This window comes from Comamonas sp. JUb58, from assembly GCF_004364775.1.
Classification (GTDB): Bacteria; Pseudomonadota; Gammaproteobacteria; order Burkholderiales; family Burkholderiaceae_C; genus Comamonas.
On record NZ_SOAL01000009.1, the window covers coordinates 208,974 to 229,823 of the forward strand.

Sequence of the window (20,850 nt, forward strand, 5' to 3'; positions counted from 1 at the left end):
CATGGAACTTCGCCAGCTTGAGGCCTTCGCGGCCGTGATCTCGACCGGCAGCGTGACGGCCGCCGGCCGCATGCTGGGTCGTTCGCAGCCGGCGATCAGCCGCCTGGTGCAGGAGCTGGAGCAGGAGATCGGCTATGCGCTGTTCAGCCGCAATGGCCCCCGCATCACCCCGAATGAACAAGGCTTTCTGCTGTACGAGGACGTGGCCCATGCGCTGCACAGCCTGCAGCAGATCCGCCAGCGCGCCCGCGAGATTGCAGGCGGCAGCCAGCGCCCGCTGAACCTGCTGGCCACGCCGGCGCTGGCGGCGGGACTGGTGCCTGCAGCGCTGGCAAGGCTGGAAGGCGCCATGGCGCAGAGCATCTCGCACATCCAGCTGCGCAGCGCCTCGCCCGAGCAGGTGGCCCATGGCGTGCTGACCGGTGCCGCCCAGCTGGGCGTGAGCAGCCTGCCGCTGGAACACCGCGGCCTGCAGGTGCACTGGATTGGCCGCGCCTCCTGCGTGGCGGTGCTGCCCGAGGACGATCCACTCGCCGCGCTGGACGTGGTGCCGCTGGCCGCGCTGGCCGAGCGCCGCATCATCACCATGGCCAACCCCTACCGCTTGCGCGGCCGCCTCGATGAAGCCTTTGCCGCCGCCCGCCCTGGCGAGCTGCCCGGCCAGACCCAGTTCATGGAAACCAATGCCTCGGTGAACGCGATTGCCGCCGTGCGCGCGGGCCTGGGAGTATCGGTGCTGGAGCCGGTGACGGCGCTGGGCCTGCCGCTGCACGGTGTGGTGGTGCGCCCGCTCGATACCGAGATCCCCTTTTTGTTTGGTGTGGTCAGCCAGCAGGCCACGCCTTGCACGCCGGCGATGGATGCGCTGTGCCAGGCCTTGACCGAGGTGGCGCAGGCGCTGCTGCCCGGCTTTGTACTGCATGACGCGCGCGCCCACGCCGCGCTGCTGGAAGAAATGCTGCCAGAGGGCCACCGGCCCGCTGCTGGCGCACAAGAACCTTTAGAGAACCACGAATGAACGACGACCGCCAATTGCCGCCCGCTGGGCTGGCTGCACTCGAAGCACGGGTGCGCCAGGACCTGGCCTGGCTGGACCTGCCTGCCAAGGACTGGGTGCCCGAAACCGCGCTCGAGGGCGAGCCGATTCTGCCCGTTGCCATCATCGGCGGCGGCATGTCGGGCCTGGCCGCTTGCGCGGCGCTGCGCTTCATGGGCGTGCCGGCCGAGATTTTTGACCAGTCGCCGGCTGGCTTTGAAGGCCCCTGGGCGACGACGGCGCGCATGGAAACCCTGCGCTCGCCCAAGCAGCTTACCGGCCCGGCGCTGGGCAAACCGGCGCTGACCTTCCGCGCCTGGTTCGAGTCGCAGTTCGGCCTGGAGGCCTGGGAGGCGCTCGACAAGATCCCTCGCCTGCAGTGGATGGACTACCTGCGCTGGTACCGCCAGGTGCTGGCGCTGCCGGTGCACAACGGCCACAAGGTGCTGGCGGTGCGCCCGCGCGGTGCCGATGGTGTGGTGCAGCTCGATCTGGAAACCCCCGACGGCGCACGCCAGGTGCTGGCGCGCCATGTGGTGCTGGCCACCGGCCGTGACGGCCTGGGCGGCGCCTATGTGCCCGAGATGGCACGCAGCCTGCCGCGCGACCGCTGGGCCCATTCCTCGGACAGCACCGATTACACCCAGCTGGCTGGCAAGCGCATCGGCGTGGTGGGGGCTGGTGCCTCGGCCATGGACAGCGCCGCCACCGCGCTGGAGAGCGGCGCTGCCAGCGTCGATCTGCTGATCCGCCGCAGTGATATTCCGCGCGTCAACAAGGGCAAGGGCGCCGGCAGCCCGGGCCTCACCCATGGCCATCTGCACCTGCCTGACGACTGGAAGTGGAAGATCCGGCACTACATCAATGTGCAGCAGGTGCCGCCACCCCGGGGCAGCACCTTGCGTGTCTCGCGCCATGCCAATGTCCGCTTCAACCTGGGCTGCGCGATCGAGCGCATGGAATGGACCGGCGACGAGATCCGCGTGCACACGTCCAAGGGCGTGTTCCACCTGGACTTTGTTGTGTTCTCTACCGGCTTTCGCATCGACTGGAATGCGCGCAGCGAGTTTGCCCCCTTTGCCGCCCATGTGCGCAACTGGGGCGACCGCTACCGCCACCCCGAGGGCGAGGACGACCAGGAGCTGTCCGACTCGCCCGACCTGGGCCCGGCCTTCGAGCTGCAGCAAAAGATTCCCGGCGCCTGCCCGGGGCTGGAGCGCATCCATGCGTTCTCGTACCCGGCTGCGCTGACGCATGGCACGGTGTCCGGCGATATTCCTGCGATCAGCGTGGGCGCCGAGCGCCTGGCCCAGGGCATCAGCAGCCGCCTGTATGCCGAAGATGTGCAGTGGCATTTCGAGAAGCTGCAAGCCTTCAGCGACCCCGAGGTGTTTGGTGACGAGTGGACGCCGGCCGAGCCGCCCGGCCAGGCCGCTGCGTTGCTGGACAAGGCGGACGCACCATGATCGGCTGGCTGCTGCGCCGCCTTGCGCAGGCCCTGGTGGTGGTGCTCTTGATGACGGTCATCGTCTTCGTGGGCCTGCATGCCATCGGCAACCCGGTCGATATTCTGATCGGCCAGGACGTGGACCAGGTCGAGCGCGCGCGCATCATCGCCCAGCTGGGCTTTGACCAGCCGCTGTGGCGCCAGTACCTGGGCTTTGTTGGCGGTGCGCTGCAGGGCAACCTGGGCGTGAGCTTTGTCTACAACGTGCCGGCCATCGAGCTGATTCTGCAGCGCCTGCCGGCGACCCTGGAGCTGGCGATTGCCGCGCTGGTCATTGCCGTGGTGCTGGGCGTGCCGCTGGGCCTGCTGGCCGGCCTTTACCCCGAGAGCTGGTTCTCCAAATCCATCATGGCCGGCAGCATCGTGGGCTTTTCGCTGCCCACCTTCTGGGTCGGGCTGATGCTGATCATGACCTTCAGCGTCTCGCTGGGCATGCTGCCGTCGAGCGGGCGCGGCCAGACCGTGGAGTTTCTGGGCGCGCAGTGGTCGTTTTTGACCACCGATGGCCTGCGCCACATGCTGCTGCCGGCGATCAACCTGTCGCTGTTCAAGATCTCGCTGGTGATCCGCCTGACGCGCGCCGGTGTGCGTGAAGTGCTGCCGCTGGACTATGTGAAATTTGCCCGCGCCAAGGGCCTGTCGCCGCTGCGTGTGGTGGGCCTGCATGTGCTGCGCAATACGATGATTCCGCTGGTCACCGTGCTGGGCCTGGAGCTGGGCTCGACCATCGCCTTTGCGGTGGTGACCGAGAGCATCTTCTCCTGGCCGGGCGCCGGCAAGCTGATTCTGGACAGCATCAATGCGCTGGACCGCCCCGTCATCGTCTCCTACCTGGTGGTGGTGGTCTGCCTGTTTGTCACGCTCAATCTGATCGTGGATATCTTGTACAAGGTGCTCGACCCCCGCGTGCGCCTGGAGGGCGCGGCATGAGCGGCACCAACACCCCTGCCAACACCCCCGTGGGCACGGCCCCGGCAGCGGCGCTGCGCCAGCCTTCACCCTGGCGCGCGCATGTGGCGGATTTCATGGCCTCGCGCCTGGCGCTGTTCGGCCTCGTCGTCGCCGTGGTGCTGATTCTGGCGGCGCTGGTCGCGCCCTGGATCACGCCGCAGAACCCCTATGACCTGCAGCAGCTCGACGTGCTCGATGCGCGCCTGCCGCCTGGCTCGGCCAATGGCATGGACAGCTTCCACTACATGCTGGGCACCGATGGCCAGGGCCGCGATCTGTACTCTGCGATTCTCTATGGCCTGCGCATCAGCCTGCTGGTGGGCGTGGGCTCGGCGCTGATTGCCGGCGTCGTGGGCACCTTGCTGGGCCTGCTGGCCGCCTATGCCGGTGGCAAGACCGACACAATCATCATGCGCGTGGTCGATCTGATCCTGTCCTTTCCCTCGATCCTGGTGGCGATGATGATCCTCGCCTACCTGGGCAAGGGCGTGGGCAATGTGGTGCTGACCCTGGTGATCCTGGAATGGGCCTACTACGCCCGCACCGCACGCGGCCAGGCCCTGGTCGAGCGCCGGCGCGAGTATGTCGAGGCGGCACGCTGCCTGGACATCCCCAACTGGCGCATCATGGTGCGCCACATCCTCCCCAACTGCCTGCCGCCGCTGATCGTGATCGGCACCCTGCAGATCGCCCGCGCCATCACCTTGGAGGCTACCTTGAGCTTTCTGGGCCTGGGCGTGCCGGTGACCGAGCCTTCGCTGGGCCTGCTGATCTCCAACGGCTACCAGTTCATGCTCTCGGGCCAGTACTGGATCAGCTTCTACCCCGGCATTGCGCTCTTGGTCACCATCGTGGCGATCAACCTGGTGGGCGACCGCCTGCGCGATGTCCTGAACCCGAGGAACACCCGATGAGCAGCGTGCCCACCTTGCAGGTGCGCAATCTGCGCACCGAGTTTGCGACCCGCGCCGGCACCCTGCGCGCGGTCAATGATGTGTCCTTTAGTCTGGAGCGCGGCCGCATCCTGGGCCTGGTCGGCGAGTCCGGCTCGGGCAAGTCCGTCACCGGTTTTTCCATCATGGGCCTGGTCGATGCACCGGGCCGCGTGACCGGCGGTGAGGTGCTGTTCCAGGGCCGCGACATCACCAAGATCAAGCCCCGCGAGCTGCGCCAGCTGCAGGGCAACCGCATCGCGATGATCTTCCAGGACCCGATGATGACGCTCAACCCCGTGTTGCGCGTGGACACGCAGATGATCGAAGCGGTGCGCGCCCACAGCTCGGCCAGCAAGGCCCAGGCGCGTGACCGCGCCCGCGAGACCCTGGCGATGATGGGCATTGCCAGCCCCGACGAGCGCCTGCAGGCCTACCCGCACCAGCTGTCGGGCGGCATGCGCCAGCGCGTGGCCATTGCCACCGCCATGCTGCACCGGCCCGATCTGATCATTGCCGACGAACCCACGACGGCGCTGGATGTGACCATCCAGGCGCAGATCCTGTCCGAAGTACAGAAGCTGGCACGCCAGCAGGGCACCTCGCTGATCTGGATCACGCACGACCTGTCGGTGGTGGCTGGTTTGGCGGACGAAGTGGCGGTGATGTATGCCGGCCGCATCGTTGAGCAGGGCGGCGTGGATGCGGTGCTGGACAGCCCGCTGCACCCCTATACCGCTGGCCTGATCGGCAGCCTGCCGGCTAACAACCGGCGCGGCAGCCGCCTGCAGCAGATTCCCGGCATGACGCCCAATATGCTGCAGCTGCCCCCGGGCTGCGCCTTTGCGGCGCGCTGCGCCCGCGCCACCGCTGCTTGCCAGGCCCAGCCTGAGCAGACCGAGCCGCTGCCCGGCCGCCTGGTGCGCTGCTTTCACCCGGCGCTGACCGCCAGCGCCCCCAGCACCCTGGGTGCCACCGCGCCGCAAGGCCTGGAGGCCCGCGTATGAACGAGATGACGAATACCACAGCAGCCGACAGCGCGGCAGACACCCCGGTGGTCGAGCTGCGCCAGGTCAGCAAGCGCTTTGGCGAGCAAAAGCCCGGCCTGGGCGGACGCATGCTGCAAAAGCTGGGGCTGGAAAAGCCCCACCCCGTTACCCGCGCGGTCGACCATGTCGATCTGCTGGTGCGCCCCGGTGAGGTGGTGGGCCTGGTCGGCGAATCCGGTTGCGGCAAGTCCACCCTGGGCCGCATGGCGGCCGGGCTGCTGCCCCCGTCGGATGGCGAAGTGCGCTTTTCCGGCAAGCCGCTGGCCGAGCTGACGCCAGCCGAGCGCCATGCCGAGCGCCTGCGCATCCAGATGATCTTCCAGGACCCGTACGCCAGCCTGAACCCGCGCCTGCGCGTGGATGAGATCGTTGGCGAGGCAGCCCGCATCCATGGCCTGGTCGACAAGGCCGGTTTTGATGACTATGTCTGCGCGCAGATGGAGCGCGCCGGGCTCGACCCGGCGCTGCGTAGCCGCTACCCGCACCAGTTCAGCGGTGGCCAGCGCCAGCGCATCGGCATTGCCCGCGCACTGGCCGTGCAGCCGCGCATGCTGGTCTGCGACGAGGCGGTGGCCGCCCTCGATGTGTCCATCCAGGCGCAGATCCTGAACCTGTTCATGGATCTGCGCGAGCAGCTGCACCTGACCTATCTGTTCATCAGCCATGACCTGGGCGTCGTCGAGCATATCTGCGACCGGGTGGTGGTGATGTACCTGGGCCGCGTGATCGAGACCGCACCGGTCGAAGAGCTGTTTGCCCGGCCCAACCACCCCTACACCCAGGCCTTGCTGGCCGAGGTGCCCAACATGAACGCGCGCCACAAGACCTACTCGGCCATCCAGGGTGAAATCCCCAGCCCGCTCAACCCCCCCAGCGGCTGCCACTTTCACCCCCGATGTCCGCGTGCCATGCCGCGCTGCAAGGTGGAGGCGCCCCAGCTCAAGGGCATCGCCATCCAGCACCAAAGCGCCTGCCATTTGAACGACGCCTGAACGCTCACCAGCGTGCCGCCTTTTTCTCCGTATTTGATTGCACCGTTTTCACAGTTTCACCAGGAGTTCGCCATGAAACGCATCATCGTCTCTTCCCTCACCGCTGCCCTGATGGGCGCTGGCCTGGCTGCCCATGCGCAGACCTTGAACATCGGCTTTGCCGACCCGGTCTCGTCGATGGATCCCCAGCTCAACAACCACGCCGGCGACCGCTCGGTGGACCTGCACTTCTGGGATTTGCTGGTACAGAACAACCACAACAAGCTGCAGCCTGGCCTGGCTGCGAGCTGGAAGAACCTGGACCCCAAGACCTGGGAGTTCAAGCTGCGCACCGATGTGAAGTGGCAAGACGGCAAGGCCTTCAGCGCCGAAGACGTCATCTACTCCTACCAGCGCGCCCGCGCCGTGCCCGGCAGCGTGGCCACCTTTGCCGGCTACCTGCGCACCGTCGAATCGGTGACTGCCAAGGACCCGCACACGCTGATCATCAAGACCAATATCCCCAACCCCGATCTGCCGCTGAACCTGGCTTCGGTGCACATCGTCAGCAAGCATGTGGGCGATAAGTCGGCCACCGAAGACTACAACTCGGGCAAGGCCATGGTTGGCTCGGGCCCCTACAAATGGGTCTCCTACACGCCGGGCGACCGCGTGGTGATGCAGCGCAACGATGGCTACTGGGGTGACAAGGCCATCTGGGACAAGGTCAACTACCGCTACATCAACAATGCCGCATCGCGCACTGCTGCGCTGCTGGCGGGCGATGTGGATGTGATCGACAAGGTCTCGGTCTCCGACCTGGCACGCCTGAAGAATGCGCCCAACGTCACCGTCTACCCCTACGACGGCCTGCGCGTGATGCTGCTGCAACCCAGCTTCAACCCGGCGCCCAATGCCTTCATCACCGACAACGCTGGCAAGCCTTTGCCCAAGAACCCGCTGCTGGACCAGCGCGTGCGTGAGGCGCTGAACCTGGCGATCAACCGGGGCGCCATCGTGGACCGCATCCTGCAGGACGCGGCTACCGAGGCCAACCAGTGGATGCCCAAGAACACCTATGGCTACAACCCCGACATCAAGAACATTCCTTTTGATGCCGCCAAGGCCAAGAAGCTGCTGGCCGATGCCGGCTTCCCCGAAGGCTTCAAGCTGACCATGCATGTGCCCAACGACCGCTACCCCCAAGGCCCGGAAACGGCCCAGGTGGTGGCCCAGTTCTGGACCCGCATTGGCGTGAAGACCCAGGTCGAGGTGGTGCCATGGGCCGTGTACTCGGGCCGCGCCAACAAGAACGAATATGCGATGAGCATGCTCGCCTGGGGCAATGGCACCGGTGAGGCCAGCTATGCGCTGGTGAACGTGCTGGCCACGGTCGATGCCAAGAAGGGCCTGGGCGCCTCCAACTGGGGCCACTACAGCAACCCGGCTGTGGACAAGGCGCTGACCGAATCCACCGAAGAGTTCGACATGGCCAAGCGCGAGAGCATCCTGCGCCAGTCGGCCAAGGTGGTGTCCGATGATGTGGGCATCATCCCGCTGTTCCACTACCGCAATATCTGGGCCGCGAAGAAGGGCCTGAAGGTCACCCCGTTCAGCAGCGACCGCACCACCGCATCCATGGTGACCAAGGTGGCGCCCTGATGGCCCAGCTGTCCATCACGATTGACCAGGCGGACGCGCTGATCGATGTGGCGCGCCACATCCGTATCGAAGGCGCCCAGCCCGGTGAGGCGGTGGAGATCAGCGCCGAGACCCCGCGCAGCGGCGTGCTGTGGCGCGCGCAGGCGCGTTTCATCGCCGATGCGCAGGGTACGGTTGATCTGAACCGCGATGCACCCGTCTCCGGCAGCTATGCCGGTGTCGATGGCATGGGCCTGGTCTGGTCGCAAAGCCCGGTGGCATCCACCAGCCGCGAGCTGTTCAACCAGCCGGTGACGGATGCGTTGGTGACGAGCTTGCAAGCCAGCGCGGGCACTGCGCAGGCGCAGGCCCGCTTCAGCCAACAGCTCGCAGCCCCCGGCGTGACCCGCCGCGAGGTGCGCGAGGACGGCCTGGTCGGCACCCTCTACCTGCCCGTTGGCCCCGGCCCGCACCCGGCAGTGATGATCGTCAACGGCTCGGGCGGCGGCATCAACGAGCCGCGCGCGGCGCTCTATGCATCGCGCGGCTATGCGGCCTTTGCGCTGGCCTATTTCAAGGCGCCGGGCCTGTCGCCCTACATTTCCAACACCCCGTTGGAGTATTTTGAAAAAGGCCTGCAATGGCTGCGCCGCACGGTGCAACCGGCGCATGACTTTGTCGCGCTCAGCGGCCAGTCGCGCGGCGGTGAACTGGTGCTGCTGCTGGGGGCCACCTTTGCACAGCAGGTATCGGCCGTGGTGGGCTATGTGCCCAGCGCCTTCGTGCACAGCGGCCAGAACGCCTGCGACCCGCAGGTGGGCCGCGAAGGCCCGACCTGGCTGCTGGACGGCAAGCCGCTCACCCACATCTGGGAGAACAACCGCACCGCCAGCTGGGCACCGTTTGACGAAGGCCCATCGCCCCACCGCCATGAGCGTGCGATGCGCACTGCCTTGTGCGATGCCGAGGCCGTGGCGCGCGCGCGCATCCCGGTGGAGCGCATCCAGGGTCCGGTGATGCTGCTGTCGGCCACCGACGATGGCTCCTGGCCGTCGAGCGTGTATTCGCAGATGGTGCGCGACAAGCTCGCCGAGGTGCAGCACCCGCACGATGTGCAGTGGCTGGACTTCGAGCGCGCCGGCCACGCCATCCTGTTCCCCTATGTGCCGACCACGCAGCTGGTCTATGCCCACCCGGTCTCGGGCAAGGTCAGCACCGGCGGCGGCAACCCGCCCGACAACGCCCATGCCGATGCCGCGTCCTGGCAGGGCGTGCTGCAGTTTCTAGAACGCGCAGTGGCGGCCCGGGCCGGCGCTGCAAAAACATAACCAAGGAGTCTTGCATGTCCACATCCCCCAGCGAGGACCTGATCGACCGGCTGGTCGGTCTGGCACCGGGCAGCCGTACCTATGCGGCCCGCCACCAGCGTGAAAAGGTGGTGGCCGCCACCCAGGGCAGCTACCAGGCCCTGTTTGATCCGGCGCTGCCGGGTATCAGCCTGGCCGAGCGCCTGCTGGTCGCGCTCTATGCCTGCCGCCTCACCCCTGCCCCCGAGCTGGTCGCCCACTACAGCGAACGCCTGCAGCAGCTGCCGGTGGATGCCGCGCTGATCGCCGTGGCCGAGACCGGCCAGCCCCAGGACGCACAAGACCCGCGCCTGGCCGCCATCCTGGCCTTCACCCGCACCCTGATCGAAAACCCGATCGAGGGCGACAAGGCCGCGCTGGAAACCCTGCCAGCCGCTGGCATCAGCACCCCGGCTGTCGTGGCGCTGTCGCAGCTGATCGCGTTTCTCTCCTACCAGGTCCGCCTTGTGGCCGGCCTGCAAGCCATGAAAGCATCCGAGAAGGCCACCGCATGAGCACGCCCGCCGCATTCCAACCCGCCCAGGTCATCCGCGCCCACGGCTTCACCAACGAATCGCTGGAGTGGAAGGCCTGGCTGGATGTGGTCCAGCTCGACCAGGCCACGCCCGACCAGATGGCCGTGCTGGAAGAGAGCCATCCCAAGGCCAAGACCTCGGACTACTACCTGTTCCTGGTGCACCAGCCGCTGATCCTGCGCGAGCGCTCCACCGCCTTCAACGCCATCATGTATGCGCCCGGCGGCCTCTCGCGGGCCGAGCGCGAGCTGGGCTCCACGGTGGTATCGCGCATCAACGGCTGCGTCTACTGCGCCTCGGTGCATGCGCAGCGCTTTGAGCAACTGGCCAAGCGCAGCGACACCATCGCCCAGGTCTTCGAGCAGCCCGCCACCGCCGGCACCACCGCGCGTGAAAAGGCCATCGTGCAGTTCTCGATCAAGATCACCGAGCAGCCCGCCGCCATCAACGCCGCCGACATCGACGCGCTCAAGGCCGAGGGCCTGAACGACGGCGAGGTGCTGGACCTCCTGCACTCGGACGCCATCTTTGCCTGGGCCAACCGCCTGATGCTGAACCTGGGCGAGCCGCTGATGCCGGAAGCCTGAAGCGGCTGTCTGCGTTGACGTACCAACCCCCATCGCCTGTTGCCGGGCGATGGGGGTTGTTTTATCTGTGGAGGCTGCCTCTTGTCCAGGTTGCAAAGCCCGTGATGACCCAGCAGCGCCCGCCGGTTCTGCCCAGCCTCGGCCACTGGAAACAAGGCCGGGTCGATGTTTGACTGGCTGAAGTCTAAAACTTAAAATATTAGGTCTTAAACGTTATTATTTTGCTTAAAGAGAAAAATAATGAATCTTGGACTGTATGCTCCGGCACAAATCGCTGCCGAACTCGCGGGGCGCTTGCGCAAGCATCGCATTGCCCAAGGCTTCACCCAAGCCGAGCTCGCCAGCCGAGTAGGCGTGTCAAAAGCGACCGTGCTGAACCTGGAGACGGGAAAAAACGTTTCCTTTGAGACGGTCATCGCGGTTGTACAAGTGCTTGGCCTCGCCATACAGTTAGAGGACCTGTTCATCTACCAACCACGGACGATCGCCGAGCTTGAAAAAGCTGCCGCGCTGCCGCTTCGCGTCCGACATCCGAAAGGATCCTATGGTGCAAAAGATTAATGTGTTCTACGAAGGCTGGGGAGAGCGCTTCCACTGGGCTACCCTGGGTGCCGCCGACCTTCGCAGTCCCGTTATCTTTGAGTACACCGAGGCGGCTTTCCAGCGCGGGCTTGAGCTATCTCCGTATCTGCTGCCGTTGCAGCGGGGGCGGGATTTCTCCAAAGTGCTGTTTCAGCACCAAATGGGACTGCCCGGGCCCGCCTACGACTCCTTGCCAGATGGCTGGGGCTTGCTGCTGATGGACAGGCTCTTCCGCCAGCGGGGGCTGGAGCCTTCTAGACTGTCGGTCCTGGACCGGCTGGCTTACATCGGAAACACAGCCATGGGCGCAATGGCCTTCGAGCCGGCGAGCGGCCTGGATGCGTCAGAGGCGGCACCTATCCCCTTGGAGCAATTGGCGCGAGAAGTGCAGCTTGTCTTGGAGGACAAGGACACAGCGCTTCTAAAGCAGCTTGCGCTGGTGGGCGGCTCTCCCCACGGCGCGCGCCCCAAGGCACTTGTGTACATCGACACGAAGCATCAAAGAGCAAGCACCGTACCCATGCACGGGGGCAGCCCCTGGCTGGTCAAATTCCCCGCCATGCATGAGCCCAGCGAGGTTTGCGCGATAGAGGACCTGTACTGTAAGTCGGCACGTCGCTGCGGGATAGAGGTGCCTGAAACCCTGTGGATGGACTTGGGTGGCGACCTGTCGGCCTTCGGCATCCAGCGATTTGACAGGGAAGGGGGTCATAAGGTCCCTATTCATACGCTCGCGGCCTTCGTGGGGGCAGATTTTCGGCAACCCGCAAGCATTGGCTACAGTGCGCTGATCCAAGCGACGAGGATATTCACCAAGGATGTGCGGGAAGTCCACAAGGCGTTTGAGCGTGCGGTGTTCAATGTCATTTTCAACAACCGAGACGACCACGGGAAGAATTTCTCCTATCGAATGTGCCAGGACGGCACCTGGAAGCTTTCACCCGCGTACGACCTCACCTTCAACAGAGGACCTAACGGCTACCACCAGATGGATGTCGCGGGGGAGGCTTTGACCATCAGGCGCTCGCATCTCCAGCGTTTGGGGGCGGAGGCGCAGCTGAGCAGCATCGAGGTTGACACCACGATTGACCGAGTGGCGCAGGAAGCGTCAATGTTTCTGGCTCGGGTGGGCGACTACCAGGGCATCATCAGTGCAACCAAAGCGAGCGACATCGCGGGGTCTATCGGCGCCAACACCAAGGCAGCACGCTCTTAGCTCGCGTGCCATGTGCCATCTTTGCCCCATGGTGGTCTCGCGCATCCATGGCCGCATCTGCTGCGCCTCGGCGCATGCTTCTGCGCTGAAGTGCCAAGCCCCATTGCACTGCAAAAATCAGCGCCGGTAAGCCGCGCCCGGGTGGCTGGCCGGCAGCAGCTTGCCCCCTGCCGGGAACAGCTTTTCGCGCAAGGTCCCTTCCGCATAGCGCGTCTTGAACATGCCCCGGTTTTGCAGCTCGGGGATCAGCAGGTCGACGATGGCGTCCAGGCTCTCGGGCATGACGGTGCGCACGAGGTTGAAGCCGTCGATATCGCTCTCGGCCACCCAGTGGGCCACCTGGTCGGCGACATCGACGGGCGAGCCGATGAAGACCGGCGCCCGCGCGCCGACGGGGCTGAAATCCAGCAGATCGCGGACCTTGGGCGGTTGTGGTGTGTTGCGGGTCAGGTGCTCCACGGTGGACTGGATGGCATTGGTCTTGGCAAAAGGCAGCACATCGTCCAGGTCGAGCTTTGACAAGTCCATGCCGGTCCAGCCCGAGACCAACGCCAGCTGACCGGCGCTGTCCAGGTAGCGGCGGTATTCGTCGCGCAGGTCCTGGGCCTCGGCCCTGGTGGGCGCAACGATCACGGTGGCGCCCAGCAGGGTGAGCAAGTCGTAGGGATCGCGGCCGGCGTGCTGGGCAGAGGCGCGCAAGGCCTTGACGGATTTGGCAGCTGCTGCGGGTGTGGGGCCGTTGATAAAGCAGGCCTCGGCATGGCGGCCGGCAAACTGCTGGCCGCGCGTGGAACTTCCGGCCTGGTACAGCAAGGGCGTGCGCTGGGGCGAGGGCTCGGCCAGTGCACGGCCATGCACGCGGTAGTAGGGGCCGTCATGCGCCACCGCATGCACGCGCTCGGGGTGGCTGAACACGCCGCTGTTCTTGTCGCGCACGGCAGCGCCGGCTTCCCAGCTGCCTTCCCAAAGCTGGTAGATCGCGGCCATGAAGTCTTCGGCCACCTCGTAGCGCTCGTCATGGTCGCGCAGGCTGTCGCGGCCCAGGCCGCGTGCGCCGCTTTCCAGGTAGCCGGTGACGATGTTCCAGCCCAGGCGGCCGTTGGTCAGGTGGTCCAGCGTGCTGAAGCGGCGCGCAAAGGAGAAGGGGTGGTCGTTGCTCAGGCTCGATGTCACTCCAAAGCCGATGTGCTCGGTCACCAGGGCCATCGCCGAGATGAGCATCGTAGGATCCAGCTGCGGGGACTGGGCACCGGCCGCCAGGGCCGCATCGGCATTGCCTGCGTAGACGTCGTAGATGCCAAACACATCGGCGATAAAGATGCCGTCGAGCAGGCCCCGCTCTGCGGTGCGGGCCATGTCCGCCCAATAGCGCAACTGGTGGTACTGCGCCTGGTTGTCACGCGGGTGCTTCCACAGGCCGGCCCAGTTGTGGGAGGGCGCAGCCATCTGGAAGCTGTTGAGGCGCAGTTCACGCCGGGGCTGTCTGCTCATGCGATGGAATCTCTCCAGGTGCTCAGACTTGCGCAGCGGCCACGCTGGCCGCAGGGCTGGCCAGGGGCGCGGTCTGCACCTGCAGGATGTCGTTAAAGCGGTTGAAGGCGCCGCACAGCGCGGTGCGCCAGGTCAGCTCGACAATCTGCGCTTCGCTGAAGTGCTGGTGCAGGCGCGCAAAGATTTCGTCGCGCGTCTGGCTCCAGTTCCGGGTCACGGCGATGGCGTACTCCACAACCAGGCGGTCCAGCTCGTTCAGCTCGGGGTGGTTGGCGTAGTCCAACAGGTTCTGCACGCCTTCTGCCGACAGGCCCTCGACCAGCAGCTTGGGGCCGTGGTGGTCGATGCAGTACTCGCATTCATTGAGCAGCGAGACGGTGACGATGGCCAGCTCGGTGTAGCGCTTGGGCAGCACCGCCTCCTGGCCCAGCTGCAGCAGCAGCGCCCAGGTCTGCGAGAAGATCGGCAGGCGCTGCGCCATGACGCCGGCCTGGTCGGCAAAGTCGCCAGCGGCCAGCATGCGGTCCCACAGCGGTTGCTCTGCGGCGGGCAGGTCGTCGCGGGATTTGCGGGTGATTCGGGTCATGGTCAGCTTTCTTGAGAGCGGGGGCCGAGCCGGTATTCCGGCAGCAGGCCATTGGGTTTGAAGATCAGCATCGCCAGCAGCAGCACGCCGACCAGCGACAGGCGGATGGCGGCCAGCTGTGCGCCATCGAGCCAGGGGATGACGCCGGCCAGCATGCGGCTGCCCTCCAGCAGCAGGATCACCGTGAAGCCGGCGACCAGCACGCCGGCATGGCTGCCGCGCCCGCCCAGGATCACGGCCATGAAGGCATAGGCCGTCAGGATGGTGGTGAACTGGGTCGGGTCGATATAGGTGTAGTAGAAGGCGTGCAGGCTGCCGGCAATGCCCAGGATGGCGCCGCCCAGCGCAAAGCTGCGCGCCCGTACCCAGAGCACGTTCTTGCCCAGCGCCTCGGCCACGCCCGCGTCCTCGCGCGTGGCGCGCAGCAGGCGGCCAAAGGGTGAGCGCGCCAGGCGCTGCAGCACCACGAACACCAGCGCCAGCCAGAGCAGGCAAAAGCCCAGAAAAAACAGATCCCGCCAGGCGCCGGGCACCAGATCGGCAAAGGGCCGCACGATGTTGGGAATGCCCAGCGTGCCCCGGGTCAGCCATTCCTCGTAGCTGATAAAGAGCCGCAGCGATTCGGCAAAGCCCAGCGTGACGATGGCCAGGTAGTCTTCGCTGAGCCGTACGGAGATCAGGCTGACCAGGGCACTGGCCGCGGCCGTCAGCAGCAGGGCCAGCAGCATGGCGGCCAGTGGCGGCACACCCTGCATCTCCAGCAGGCTGCAGGCATAGGCGCCCAGCATGTAAAAGCCGAACAGCCCAAAATTGACCAGGCCACCCAGGCCCCATTGCAGGTTCAGCGCCAGGCCCGACAAGGTGGCAATGACCACCAGCACCAGGGTTGCAATCAGATAGCTTGTCATTTGCGCACCCACTTGGCGCCAAACAGACCCTGCGGCCGCAGCAGCAGCAACAAGGCCATCACCAAAAAGGCCACCACCGTGCGGTAGTGGGGCGGCAGGAACAGGGTGGCCAGCTCTTCGGTCACCCCCAGCAGCAGCGCGCCCGCCACCGCCGCCATCGGGCTGCCGATGCCGCCCAGGATGGCGGCAGTGAAGACCGGCAACAGGTAGTTCCAACCCATTTGCGGGTCCACATTCGAATCCAGGCCAATCAGCACGCCCGACAAGGTGGCCATTGCGGCGGCCAACGCCCAGACGGTGGCCGTCACTTTCTTGCGCGAGATACCGCGCACATCCGCCAGATCAGGGTTGTCGGCCACGGCCTGCATCGCCCGGCCCAGGCGGGTGAAGCGGAACACCAGCCACACCAGAGCCAGCGCTGCCAACACGCAGACCAAGGTGATGAGCTGCTCCTGGTTGACGCGCAGACCGAGCAGGCGCGCGGGCCGGGCGATCTCCACACCAAAGCCGCGTGGCGCATTGCCGGCGACCAGGCGCACCAGGTTTTCCAGCACCAGTCCTAGGCCGATCGAGGCCACCAGCAAGGTGACGCCTGAGCGCCCGCGCAGCGGCGCAAACACCAGCCGGTCCAGCAGCAGTGCCAGCGCAATGCTCAGCGCCATGCCGGCGGCCACCGCCAGCGGCAAGGGCCAGTTCAGCGGGCCGTTGAAGGCATAGACCAGGTAGGCGCCGGTGGTCACCATCGCGCCAATGGCGTAGTTGGCAAAGCGCAGCACGCTGAAGACCAGGGCCAGCGACAAGGCTGGCAACGCAATGAGCAGGCCTGAGACCAGGCCGTTGAAGATGAGCTGCGCCAGCATCAGTGCGCCCCCAGATAAAGACTTTGAAGTTGGCCGTTGGCCAGCAGCTCCTGGCTGGGCGCGCGCGCCCGTACCTGGCCGGCTACCAGCACCAGGCCCTGGTCGGCCGCATCCAGACCCAGGCGGGTGTTCTGCTCGATCATGAACAAGGTGACGCCGGTTTGCGCCACGCGCTGCACCACCTCAAACAGGCGCGATGCATTCAAGGGTGAGAGACCGGCCGAGGGCTCATCGAGCGCCAGCAGCCGGGGCGAGGGCATCAGCGCCGCACCCATGGCCACCATCTGGCGCTGGCCGCCGCTGAGCAAGCCGGCGGCCACGTTCAGCTTGGGAACGATCTCGGGAAACAGCGCCAGCACCGCATCCAGCCGCTGGCGCAAGGCCTTGGCGCCACCGCTGGCGATGAACTCATGGCCGAGCTTGAGGTTGTCCAGCACCGAGAGGTTGCGGAACACATTGGCCTCTTGCGGCACATAGCCCAGCCCCAGGCGCGCGCGGCCTGGCGCGTCGATGGCGGTGATGTCGCGGCCATCCCAGAGCACGCGGCCCGATTGGGGGCGGATCAGCCCGGTCACCACGCGCATCAGGGTGGATTTGCCCGAGCCGTTGGGGCCAACGACCACCAGGCTGGAGCCGGGTGCGACATCCAGGCTCACGCCATGCAGCACGGCGCGCGCGCCGTAGCCGGCCACGATGTTGTCCAGACGGAGTTCGGCGCTCATGCCACACCTCCGAGGTAGGCCTCGACCACCTGCGCATGGGCAGAGACCTCCGCAAAGCTGCCCTGGGTCAGCACCTTGCCCTGCGCCAGCACATACACCGGGTCGCAGAGGGCGGCAATCATGTCCATGTTGTGTTCCACGATGGCGAAGCTCATGCCTTCGGCCTGCAGGCTGCGGATGAAGTCCGCAATCTCGCCGACCAGCACCGGGTTGACGCCGGCCGCTGGCTCATCGAGCAGCACCAGCCGGGGCTTGAGCATCAGCGCGCGGCAGAGCTCCAGCAGTTTCTTCTGGCCGCCCGAGAGGCTGTCGGCCCGCTCATGCGCCAGGCGCCACAGGCCCACGCGCTCGAGCAGGGCCTGGGCCTGCGCCATCGCCTGGGCTTCATGCTGGCGCGCGGCAGCGTTGTTCAGCAGCGCATGCCAAAGCTTTTCTCCGGGCTGCTGCGGGGCGGCGAGCAGCAGGTTCTCCAGCACCGTGAGCGCGCCCATCTCGCGCGAGATCTGAAAGGTGCGGGTGAGCCCGGCCTGGGCACGGCGGTGCACGGACCAGTGCGTGATGTCCTGGCCATCGAACAGCACCCGGCCGCCCTGGTGCGCCTGCTGGCCGCCCAGCACATTGAACAAGGTCGACTTGCCCGCGCCATTGGGCCCCACCATGCCGGTGATGCCACCGCGCGCAATGCGCAGGTGGGCACCGTCCAGCGCGGTGAATTCGCCAAAACCTACATGAACATCCTGAACCGAGAGCAGATCGTCTGTCTGCAGGCTCATTTGGTGGTGCCCACCAGCTTGCTCACGCCATTGAGCACGCGGTAGTGGCCATAGTCCAGGTCCACCTGGTCACCATTGGGCGCAAAGCGGAAGTCCGCCGTCGCGCCGGAGTAGCGGAAAGGCTTGCCTTCGCGGATCAGCTGCAGGCCCTGCACGGGGTCGTGCACATCGGGGCCCTTGGTGTTGACCACGTTGGCGATTTCCTTGCTGAAGTCGGCCGCCTTGGCGCTCTTGGCCTTTTCGATGGCCAGCGCCAGCACATTGATCTCGTCAAACACATTGGCGCCAAAGGCGACGATGGTTCCTTCGGGCTGTTTTGTCTGCTTCAGGTAGAGCTGGTAGCTGGCGTTGTTGCCCACCGGCGTGGCCTGCACATGGTTCACACCTTCTGCGGCGGCCTTGCCCACGTTCTGCACAAACTTGCCGCCGCTGTCGGCCGCATGGCTGAAGGTGTAGAGCTTGCTTTCGTAGCCGCTGCGGTAAATCTCGCGCACGATGGCGCTGAACTCGGGGATGTAGCTGGGCAGAAAGACCGCATCAGGCTTCTTGCTGAAGATCTTCTCCACCTCGGCCCGGTACGAGGGCTGGTTGGGGTTGAAGTAGAGGGTGTCGAGCACCTTGCCGCCCTGCTGCGTAAAGCGCTCGGCAAAGGGCTTGACGGTGCTGAGCGTGAAGGGCGTTTGCAGCACCAGGATGGAGGCCGTCTTCGCGCCATCCTTGTAGACCACATTGGCAAAGGCCTGGCCCCAGTTCTTGCCATTGGTCTGGAAGCGCCAGACCAGGCCCTTGTTGTCACCCTCGGTCAGCTCATCGGCCGAACCCACGGGCAGCAAGGCCACGCTTTTCTCCAGCGCCACCGGGCGCACGGCCAGTGCCACGGCACTGCTCCACACGCCGGTGATCGCCACCACGCCATCGACATCGATCAGCTTGCGCGCGGCCGACACACCGGCCGTTGGCGTGGTCTCGTCATCGGCCACCACGATCTCCAAGGGCCGGCCCAGCACACCGCCATGGGCATTGATATGGGCAGCGGCGGCCTTGGCGGCCGTTTCCTCTTCCTTGCCGTAGGCGCCGCCCGATCCCGTCAGTGGGGCCAGCAGGCCGATACGGATGGGAGCGCCGCTGGGGGCGCTGGCTGCGCCTGCAGCATGGGCACCGGCCACCACACACATCGAGGCCATCGCCACGCCCAAGACTCGCCACTGGCCCAATTTGCTCACACCCATATCCGCTTTCTAAAACCCGCCGGTCGCAGCAGGGCTGCGTGGCGCAAAAGGGGGGATTGTGCAAAGGCAGCGTTGCGGGAGGAACTAATTTTTCTGACTTAGCAAACGCGTTTTCTGCATAAGGGTGGGCATGAGCACGGGCATCGGCATGCGCTGGCTACATGCCGCTCGTACCCAACAACGCCCGCCGGTACTGCACCGCCTCGGCTACATGGGCCGGGCTGATGGTCTCCGACTGCGCCAGGTCGGCAATCGAGCGGGCCACGCGCAGGCTGCGGTGGATGCCGCGCGCCGACCAGGCAAGCTGGGCGGCGGCGGTTTGCAGTTGCAGTGCGGCGGGCTCGGCCTGGCAATGGGCATCGAGCGCCTGGCCTTGCAGCTGCTGGTTGAGCATGCCCTGGCGCTGCAGTGAGCGGGCCCGGGCCGCGGTCACCCGTTCGCGGATGGCGGCGGTCGATTCGCCGGCTGGGGCGGTGAGCAGTTCATCGGCCGGCAGGGGGCTGACTTCCAGGTGCAGGTCGATGCGGTCGAGCAGGGGGCCGCTGATGCGGGCCTGGTAGCGGCTGACCTGGTCGGGCGAGCAGCGGCAGGCGCGCTGGCGCGAGCCCCGAAAACCGCAGGGGCAGGGGTTCATCGCGGCGATCAGCTGAAAACGGGCGGGGAAGGTGGCCTGCTGCGCGGCGCGGGCGATGCTGATCTGGCCGGTCTCCAGCGGCTCGCGCAGTGCTTCGAGTGCGCTGCGCGGAAATTCAGGAAGTTCATCCAAAAACAGCACGCCGCAGTGGGCCAGTGAGATGGAGCCGGGCCGGGGCGGGCTGCCGCCGCCCACCAGGGCCACGGCGCTGGCGGTGTGGTGGGGCGCCATGGTGGTGCGCTGGCCCCAGCTGCGGGCATCAAAGGCGCCGACCAGGCTGTGTACGGCGGCGTTCTCCAGCGCCTCGGCCACCGTCAAGGCGGGCAGCAGGCCGGCAAAGCGCTGGGCCAGCATCGATTTACCGGCGCCCGGTGCGCCCAGCATCAGCAGATTGTGCCCCCCGCAGGCGGCGATCTCCAGCACGCGCTTGCTGGCGGTCTGACCTTTGACATCGGCCATGTCGGCGCCGGGCGCCTCGGCTGGCATGGGCTGGGTGGCCATGCGCTGCCACTGACTGGGCGCTGCATCGGGCTCGGCATTGGCGGCCTGCGGGGCAAAGTGCTGCACCACGTCCATCAGGTGGCTGGCGCGGTAGACCTCGGCATCGGGCACCAGGGCGGCATCTTCTGCACTGCCCGGGGGCAGCACCTGGCGCACATGCTGGCCGCGCTGGTGCAGATCCATGCTGGCGGCCAGCGCGCCGCGCACCGGCCGCAGGGCGCCCGACAGCGACAGCTCGCCAGCAAACTCGTAGTGGTTGAGCCGCTCCGCATCGATGGCGCCACTGGCCGCCAGAATGCCGACCGCGATGGCCAGGTCATAGCGGCCCGACTCCTTGGGCAGATCGGCCGGGGCCAGGTTGACGGTGATGCGCTTGTTGTGCGGAAACTCCAGCCCGCTGTTCTGCAGCGCCGAGCGCACGCGCTCGCGGGCTTCCTTCACTTCCAGATCGGCCAGGCCGACCAGGGTGAAGCTGGGCAGGCCATTGGCCAGATGGACTTCGACGCTGACGGGATGGCCGGTGAGCCCGACCAGGGCCCGGCTGTGCACCACGGCGAGACTCATGGGCTGGCTTCCTTGTGGTTACGCACCGTTTTGGTGCATTGCTAAGCACCTCTTGGAGGCACGGCTGCAGCCAGCATCGCAAAAGTCGGTTTTGGGGACAAGGGGCGACAGCCCGGGGCGGCCTGGCCCCCGGTCCGCGCCTGCTGCCGATCACCCCGGAGCGCCCCGTTGCGGCTCAGAACGTAAGCATTTGCAAAAAAACATAGCGCGCCGCGCTTGTCTGGTGCG

At 66.3% G+C, this 20,850-nt stretch carries 20 protein-coding genes; 12 read left to right on the top strand and 8 right to left on the bottom strand.

From position 1 onward, the window contains the following. The first annotated feature begins 1 nt into the window (after position 1). The 12 genes from EDF71_RS11895 (at position 2) to EDF71_RS11950 (ending at position 12,354) form a co-directional block, all read left to right on the top strand. Positions 2-1,018 (top strand): LysR family transcriptional regulator, encoded by a 1,017-nt coding sequence (locus EDF71_RS11895; RefSeq protein ID WP_133856794.1) that lies wholly within the window; start codon positions 2-4, stop codon positions 1,016-1,018. Beyond that, the gene (locus EDF71_RS11900) at positions 1,015-2,502 is read left to right on the top strand and encodes an NAD(P)/FAD-dependent oxidoreductase (RefSeq protein WP_133856795.1); all 1,488 of its coding nucleotides are present in this window, start codon (positions 1,015-1,017) and stop codon (positions 2,500-2,502) included. Before EDF71_RS11895 ends, EDF71_RS11900 begins: the two co-directional genes overlap by 4 nt. After that, the gene (locus EDF71_RS11905; protein ID WP_133856796.1) at positions 2,499-3,473 is read left to right on the top strand and encodes an ABC transporter permease; all 975 of its coding nucleotides are present in this window, start codon (positions 2,499-2,501) and stop codon (positions 3,471-3,473) included. Before EDF71_RS11900 ends, EDF71_RS11905 begins: the two co-directional genes overlap by 4 nt. Further along, a complete protein-coding gene (locus tag EDF71_RS11910; RefSeq protein ID WP_133856797.1) occupies positions 3,470-4,408 on the top strand; it encodes an ABC transporter permease in 939 nt (312 codons plus the stop codon). The genes EDF71_RS11905 and EDF71_RS11910 overlap by 4 nt, the downstream gene beginning before the upstream one ends. Then, complete coding sequence (locus EDF71_RS11915) at positions 4,405-5,433, top strand: ABC transporter ATP-binding protein (RefSeq protein WP_133856798.1); 1,029 nt, start codon at positions 4,405-4,407, stop codon at positions 5,431-5,433. Before EDF71_RS11910 ends, EDF71_RS11915 begins: the two co-directional genes overlap by 4 nt. Before the next feature lie 5 nt (positions 5,434-5,438). After that, positions 5,439-6,467, top strand: coding sequence for an oligopeptide/dipeptide ABC transporter ATP-binding protein (locus EDF71_RS11920; RefSeq protein WP_133856832.1), 1,029 nt, complete (start codon positions 5,439-5,441; stop codon positions 6,465-6,467). Positions 6,468-6,539: 72 nt separating this feature from the next. After that, entirely contained in the window at positions 6,540-8,108 is a 1,569-nt protein-coding gene (locus EDF71_RS11925) for an ABC transporter substrate-binding protein (protein ID WP_133856799.1), read from the top strand. Then, positions 8,108-9,415, top strand: coding sequence for an acyl-CoA thioesterase/bile acid-CoA:amino acid N-acyltransferase family protein (locus EDF71_RS11930; RefSeq protein ID WP_133856800.1), 1,308 nt, complete (start codon positions 8,108-8,110; stop codon positions 9,413-9,415). Before EDF71_RS11925 ends, EDF71_RS11930 begins: the two co-directional genes overlap by 1 nt. 14 nt (positions 9,416-9,429) lie before the next feature. Continuing rightward, positions 9,430-9,948, top strand: a complete 519-nt coding sequence (locus tag EDF71_RS11935; protein WP_133856801.1) for a CMD domain protein — start codon at positions 9,430-9,432, stop codon at positions 9,946-9,948. After that, positions 9,945-10,556, top strand: coding sequence for a peroxidase-related enzyme (locus EDF71_RS11940; protein WP_133856802.1), 612 nt, complete (start codon positions 9,945-9,947; stop codon positions 10,554-10,556). Before EDF71_RS11935 ends, EDF71_RS11940 begins: the two co-directional genes overlap by 4 nt. A 240-nt stretch (positions 10,557-10,796) precedes the next feature. Further along, positions 10,797-11,117, top strand: a complete 321-nt coding sequence (locus EDF71_RS11945; protein ID WP_133856803.1) for a helix-turn-helix transcriptional regulator — start codon at positions 10,797-10,799, stop codon at positions 11,115-11,117. Beyond that, on the top strand, positions 11,101-12,354 hold the full coding sequence (locus EDF71_RS11950) for a type II toxin-antitoxin system HipA family toxin (protein WP_133856804.1): 1,254 nt from the start codon (positions 11,101-11,103) through the stop codon (positions 12,352-12,354). The genes EDF71_RS11945 and EDF71_RS11950 overlap by 17 nt, the downstream gene beginning before the upstream one ends. 117 nt (positions 12,355-12,471) lie before the next feature. Here EDF71_RS11950 and EDF71_RS11955 read toward each other — a convergent pair whose 3' ends face one another. The 8 genes from EDF71_RS11955 to EDF71_RS11990 all read right to left on the bottom strand — a co-directional run bounded on the left by EDF71_RS11955 (position 12,472) and on the right by EDF71_RS11990 (position 20,622). Continuing rightward, complete coding sequence (locus EDF71_RS11955) at positions 12,472-13,845, bottom strand: LLM class flavin-dependent oxidoreductase (protein WP_133856805.1); 1,374 nt, start codon at positions 13,843-13,845, stop codon at positions 12,472-12,474. A gap of 22 nt (positions 13,846-13,867) precedes the next feature. Then, positions 13,868-14,431: a carboxymuconolactone decarboxylase family protein gene (locus EDF71_RS11960; protein WP_133856806.1), complete on the bottom strand. Its 564-nt coding sequence runs from the start codon at positions 14,429-14,431 to the stop codon at positions 13,868-13,870. Positions 14,432-14,433: 2 nt separating this feature from the next. Beyond that, a complete protein-coding gene (locus EDF71_RS11965; protein WP_133856807.1) occupies positions 14,434-15,339 on the bottom strand; it encodes a branched-chain amino acid ABC transporter permease in 906 nt (301 codons plus the stop codon). Further along, complete coding sequence (locus EDF71_RS11970; protein ID WP_243854276.1) at positions 15,336-16,199, bottom strand: branched-chain amino acid ABC transporter permease; 864 nt, start codon at positions 16,197-16,199, stop codon at positions 15,336-15,338. The genes EDF71_RS11965 and EDF71_RS11970 overlap by 4 nt, the downstream gene beginning before the upstream one ends. Then, entirely contained in the window at positions 16,199-16,921 is a 723-nt protein-coding gene (locus tag EDF71_RS11975) for an ABC transporter ATP-binding protein (RefSeq protein WP_133856808.1), read from the bottom strand. Before EDF71_RS11975 ends, EDF71_RS11970 begins: the two co-directional genes overlap by 1 nt. After that, on the bottom strand, positions 16,918-17,694 hold the full coding sequence (locus EDF71_RS11980; protein WP_133856809.1) for an ABC transporter ATP-binding protein: 777 nt from the start codon (positions 17,692-17,694) through the stop codon (positions 16,918-16,920). Before EDF71_RS11980 ends, EDF71_RS11975 begins: the two co-directional genes overlap by 4 nt. Further along, positions 17,691-18,923 (bottom strand): ABC transporter substrate-binding protein, encoded by a 1,233-nt coding sequence (locus tag EDF71_RS11985; RefSeq protein ID WP_133856810.1) that lies wholly within the window; start codon positions 18,921-18,923, stop codon positions 17,691-17,693. Before EDF71_RS11985 ends, EDF71_RS11980 begins: the two co-directional genes overlap by 4 nt. 157 nt (positions 18,924-19,080) lie before the next feature. After that, the gene (locus EDF71_RS11990) at positions 19,081-20,622 is read right to left on the bottom strand and encodes a YifB family Mg chelatase-like AAA ATPase (RefSeq protein ID WP_133856811.1); all 1,542 of its coding nucleotides are present in this window, start codon (positions 20,620-20,622) and stop codon (positions 19,081-19,083) included. Positions 20,623-20,850: the final 228 nt, after the last annotated feature.

Coding starts and splice junctions, on each gene's coding strand:
- EDF71_RS11915 (WP_133856798.1), top strand. CDS start 4,405: ATGAGCAGCGTGCCCACCTTGCAGGTGCGCAATCTGCGCACCGAGTTT.
- EDF71_RS11900 (WP_133856795.1), top strand. CDS start 1,015: ATGAACGACGACCGCCAATTGCCGCCCGCTGGGCTGGCTGCACTCGAA.
- EDF71_RS11985 (WP_133856810.1), bottom strand. CDS start 18,923: ATGGGTGTGAGCAAATTGGGCCAGTGGCGAGTCTTGGGCGTGGCGATG.
- EDF71_RS11925 (WP_133856799.1), top strand. CDS start 6,540: ATGAAACGCATCATCGTCTCTTCCCTCACCGCTGCCCTGATGGGCGCT.
- EDF71_RS11940 (WP_133856802.1), top strand. CDS start 9,945: ATGAGCACGCCCGCCGCATTCCAACCCGCCCAGGTCATCCGCGCCCAC.
- EDF71_RS11970 (WP_243854276.1), bottom strand. CDS start 16,199: ATGCTGGCGCAGCTCATCTTCAACGGCCTGGTCTCAGGCCTGCTCATT.
- EDF71_RS11945 (WP_133856803.1), top strand. CDS start 10,797: ATGAATCTTGGACTGTATGCTCCGGCACAAATCGCTGCCGAACTCGCG.
- EDF71_RS11930 (WP_133856800.1), top strand. CDS start 8,108: ATGGCCCAGCTGTCCATCACGATTGACCAGGCGGACGCGCTGATCGAT.
- EDF71_RS11905 (WP_133856796.1), top strand. CDS start 2,499: ATGATCGGCTGGCTGCTGCGCCGCCTTGCGCAGGCCCTGGTGGTGGTG.
- EDF71_RS11895 (WP_133856794.1), top strand. CDS start 2: ATGGAACTTCGCCAGCTTGAGGCCTTCGCGGCCGTGATCTCGACCGGC.
- EDF71_RS11990 (WP_133856811.1), bottom strand. CDS start 20,622: ATGAGTCTCGCCGTGGTGCACAGCCGGGCCCTGGTCGGGCTCACCGGC.
- EDF71_RS11910 (WP_133856797.1), top strand. CDS start 3,470: ATGAGCGGCACCAACACCCCTGCCAACACCCCCGTGGGCACGGCCCCG.
- EDF71_RS11975 (WP_133856808.1), bottom strand. CDS start 16,921: ATGAGCGCCGAACTCCGTCTGGACAACATCGTGGCCGGCTACGGCGCG.
- EDF71_RS11955 (WP_133856805.1), bottom strand. CDS start 13,845: ATGAGCAGACAGCCCCGGCGTGAACTGCGCCTCAACAGCTTCCAGATG.
- EDF71_RS11965 (WP_133856807.1), bottom strand. CDS start 15,339: ATGACAAGCTATCTGATTGCAACCCTGGTGCTGGTGGTCATTGCCACC.
- EDF71_RS11920 (WP_133856832.1), top strand. CDS start 5,439: ATGACGAATACCACAGCAGCCGACAGCGCGGCAGACACCCCGGTGGTC.
- EDF71_RS11960 (WP_133856806.1), bottom strand. CDS start 14,431: ATGACCCGAATCACCCGCAAATCCCGCGACGACCTGCCCGCCGCAGAG.
- EDF71_RS11935 (WP_133856801.1), top strand. CDS start 9,430: ATGTCCACATCCCCCAGCGAGGACCTGATCGACCGGCTGGTCGGTCTG.
- EDF71_RS11950 (WP_133856804.1), top strand. CDS start 11,101: ATGGTGCAAAAGATTAATGTGTTCTACGAAGGCTGGGGAGAGCGCTTC.
- EDF71_RS11980 (WP_133856809.1), bottom strand. CDS start 17,694: ATGAGCCTGCAGACAGACGATCTGCTCTCGGTTCAGGATGTTCATGTA.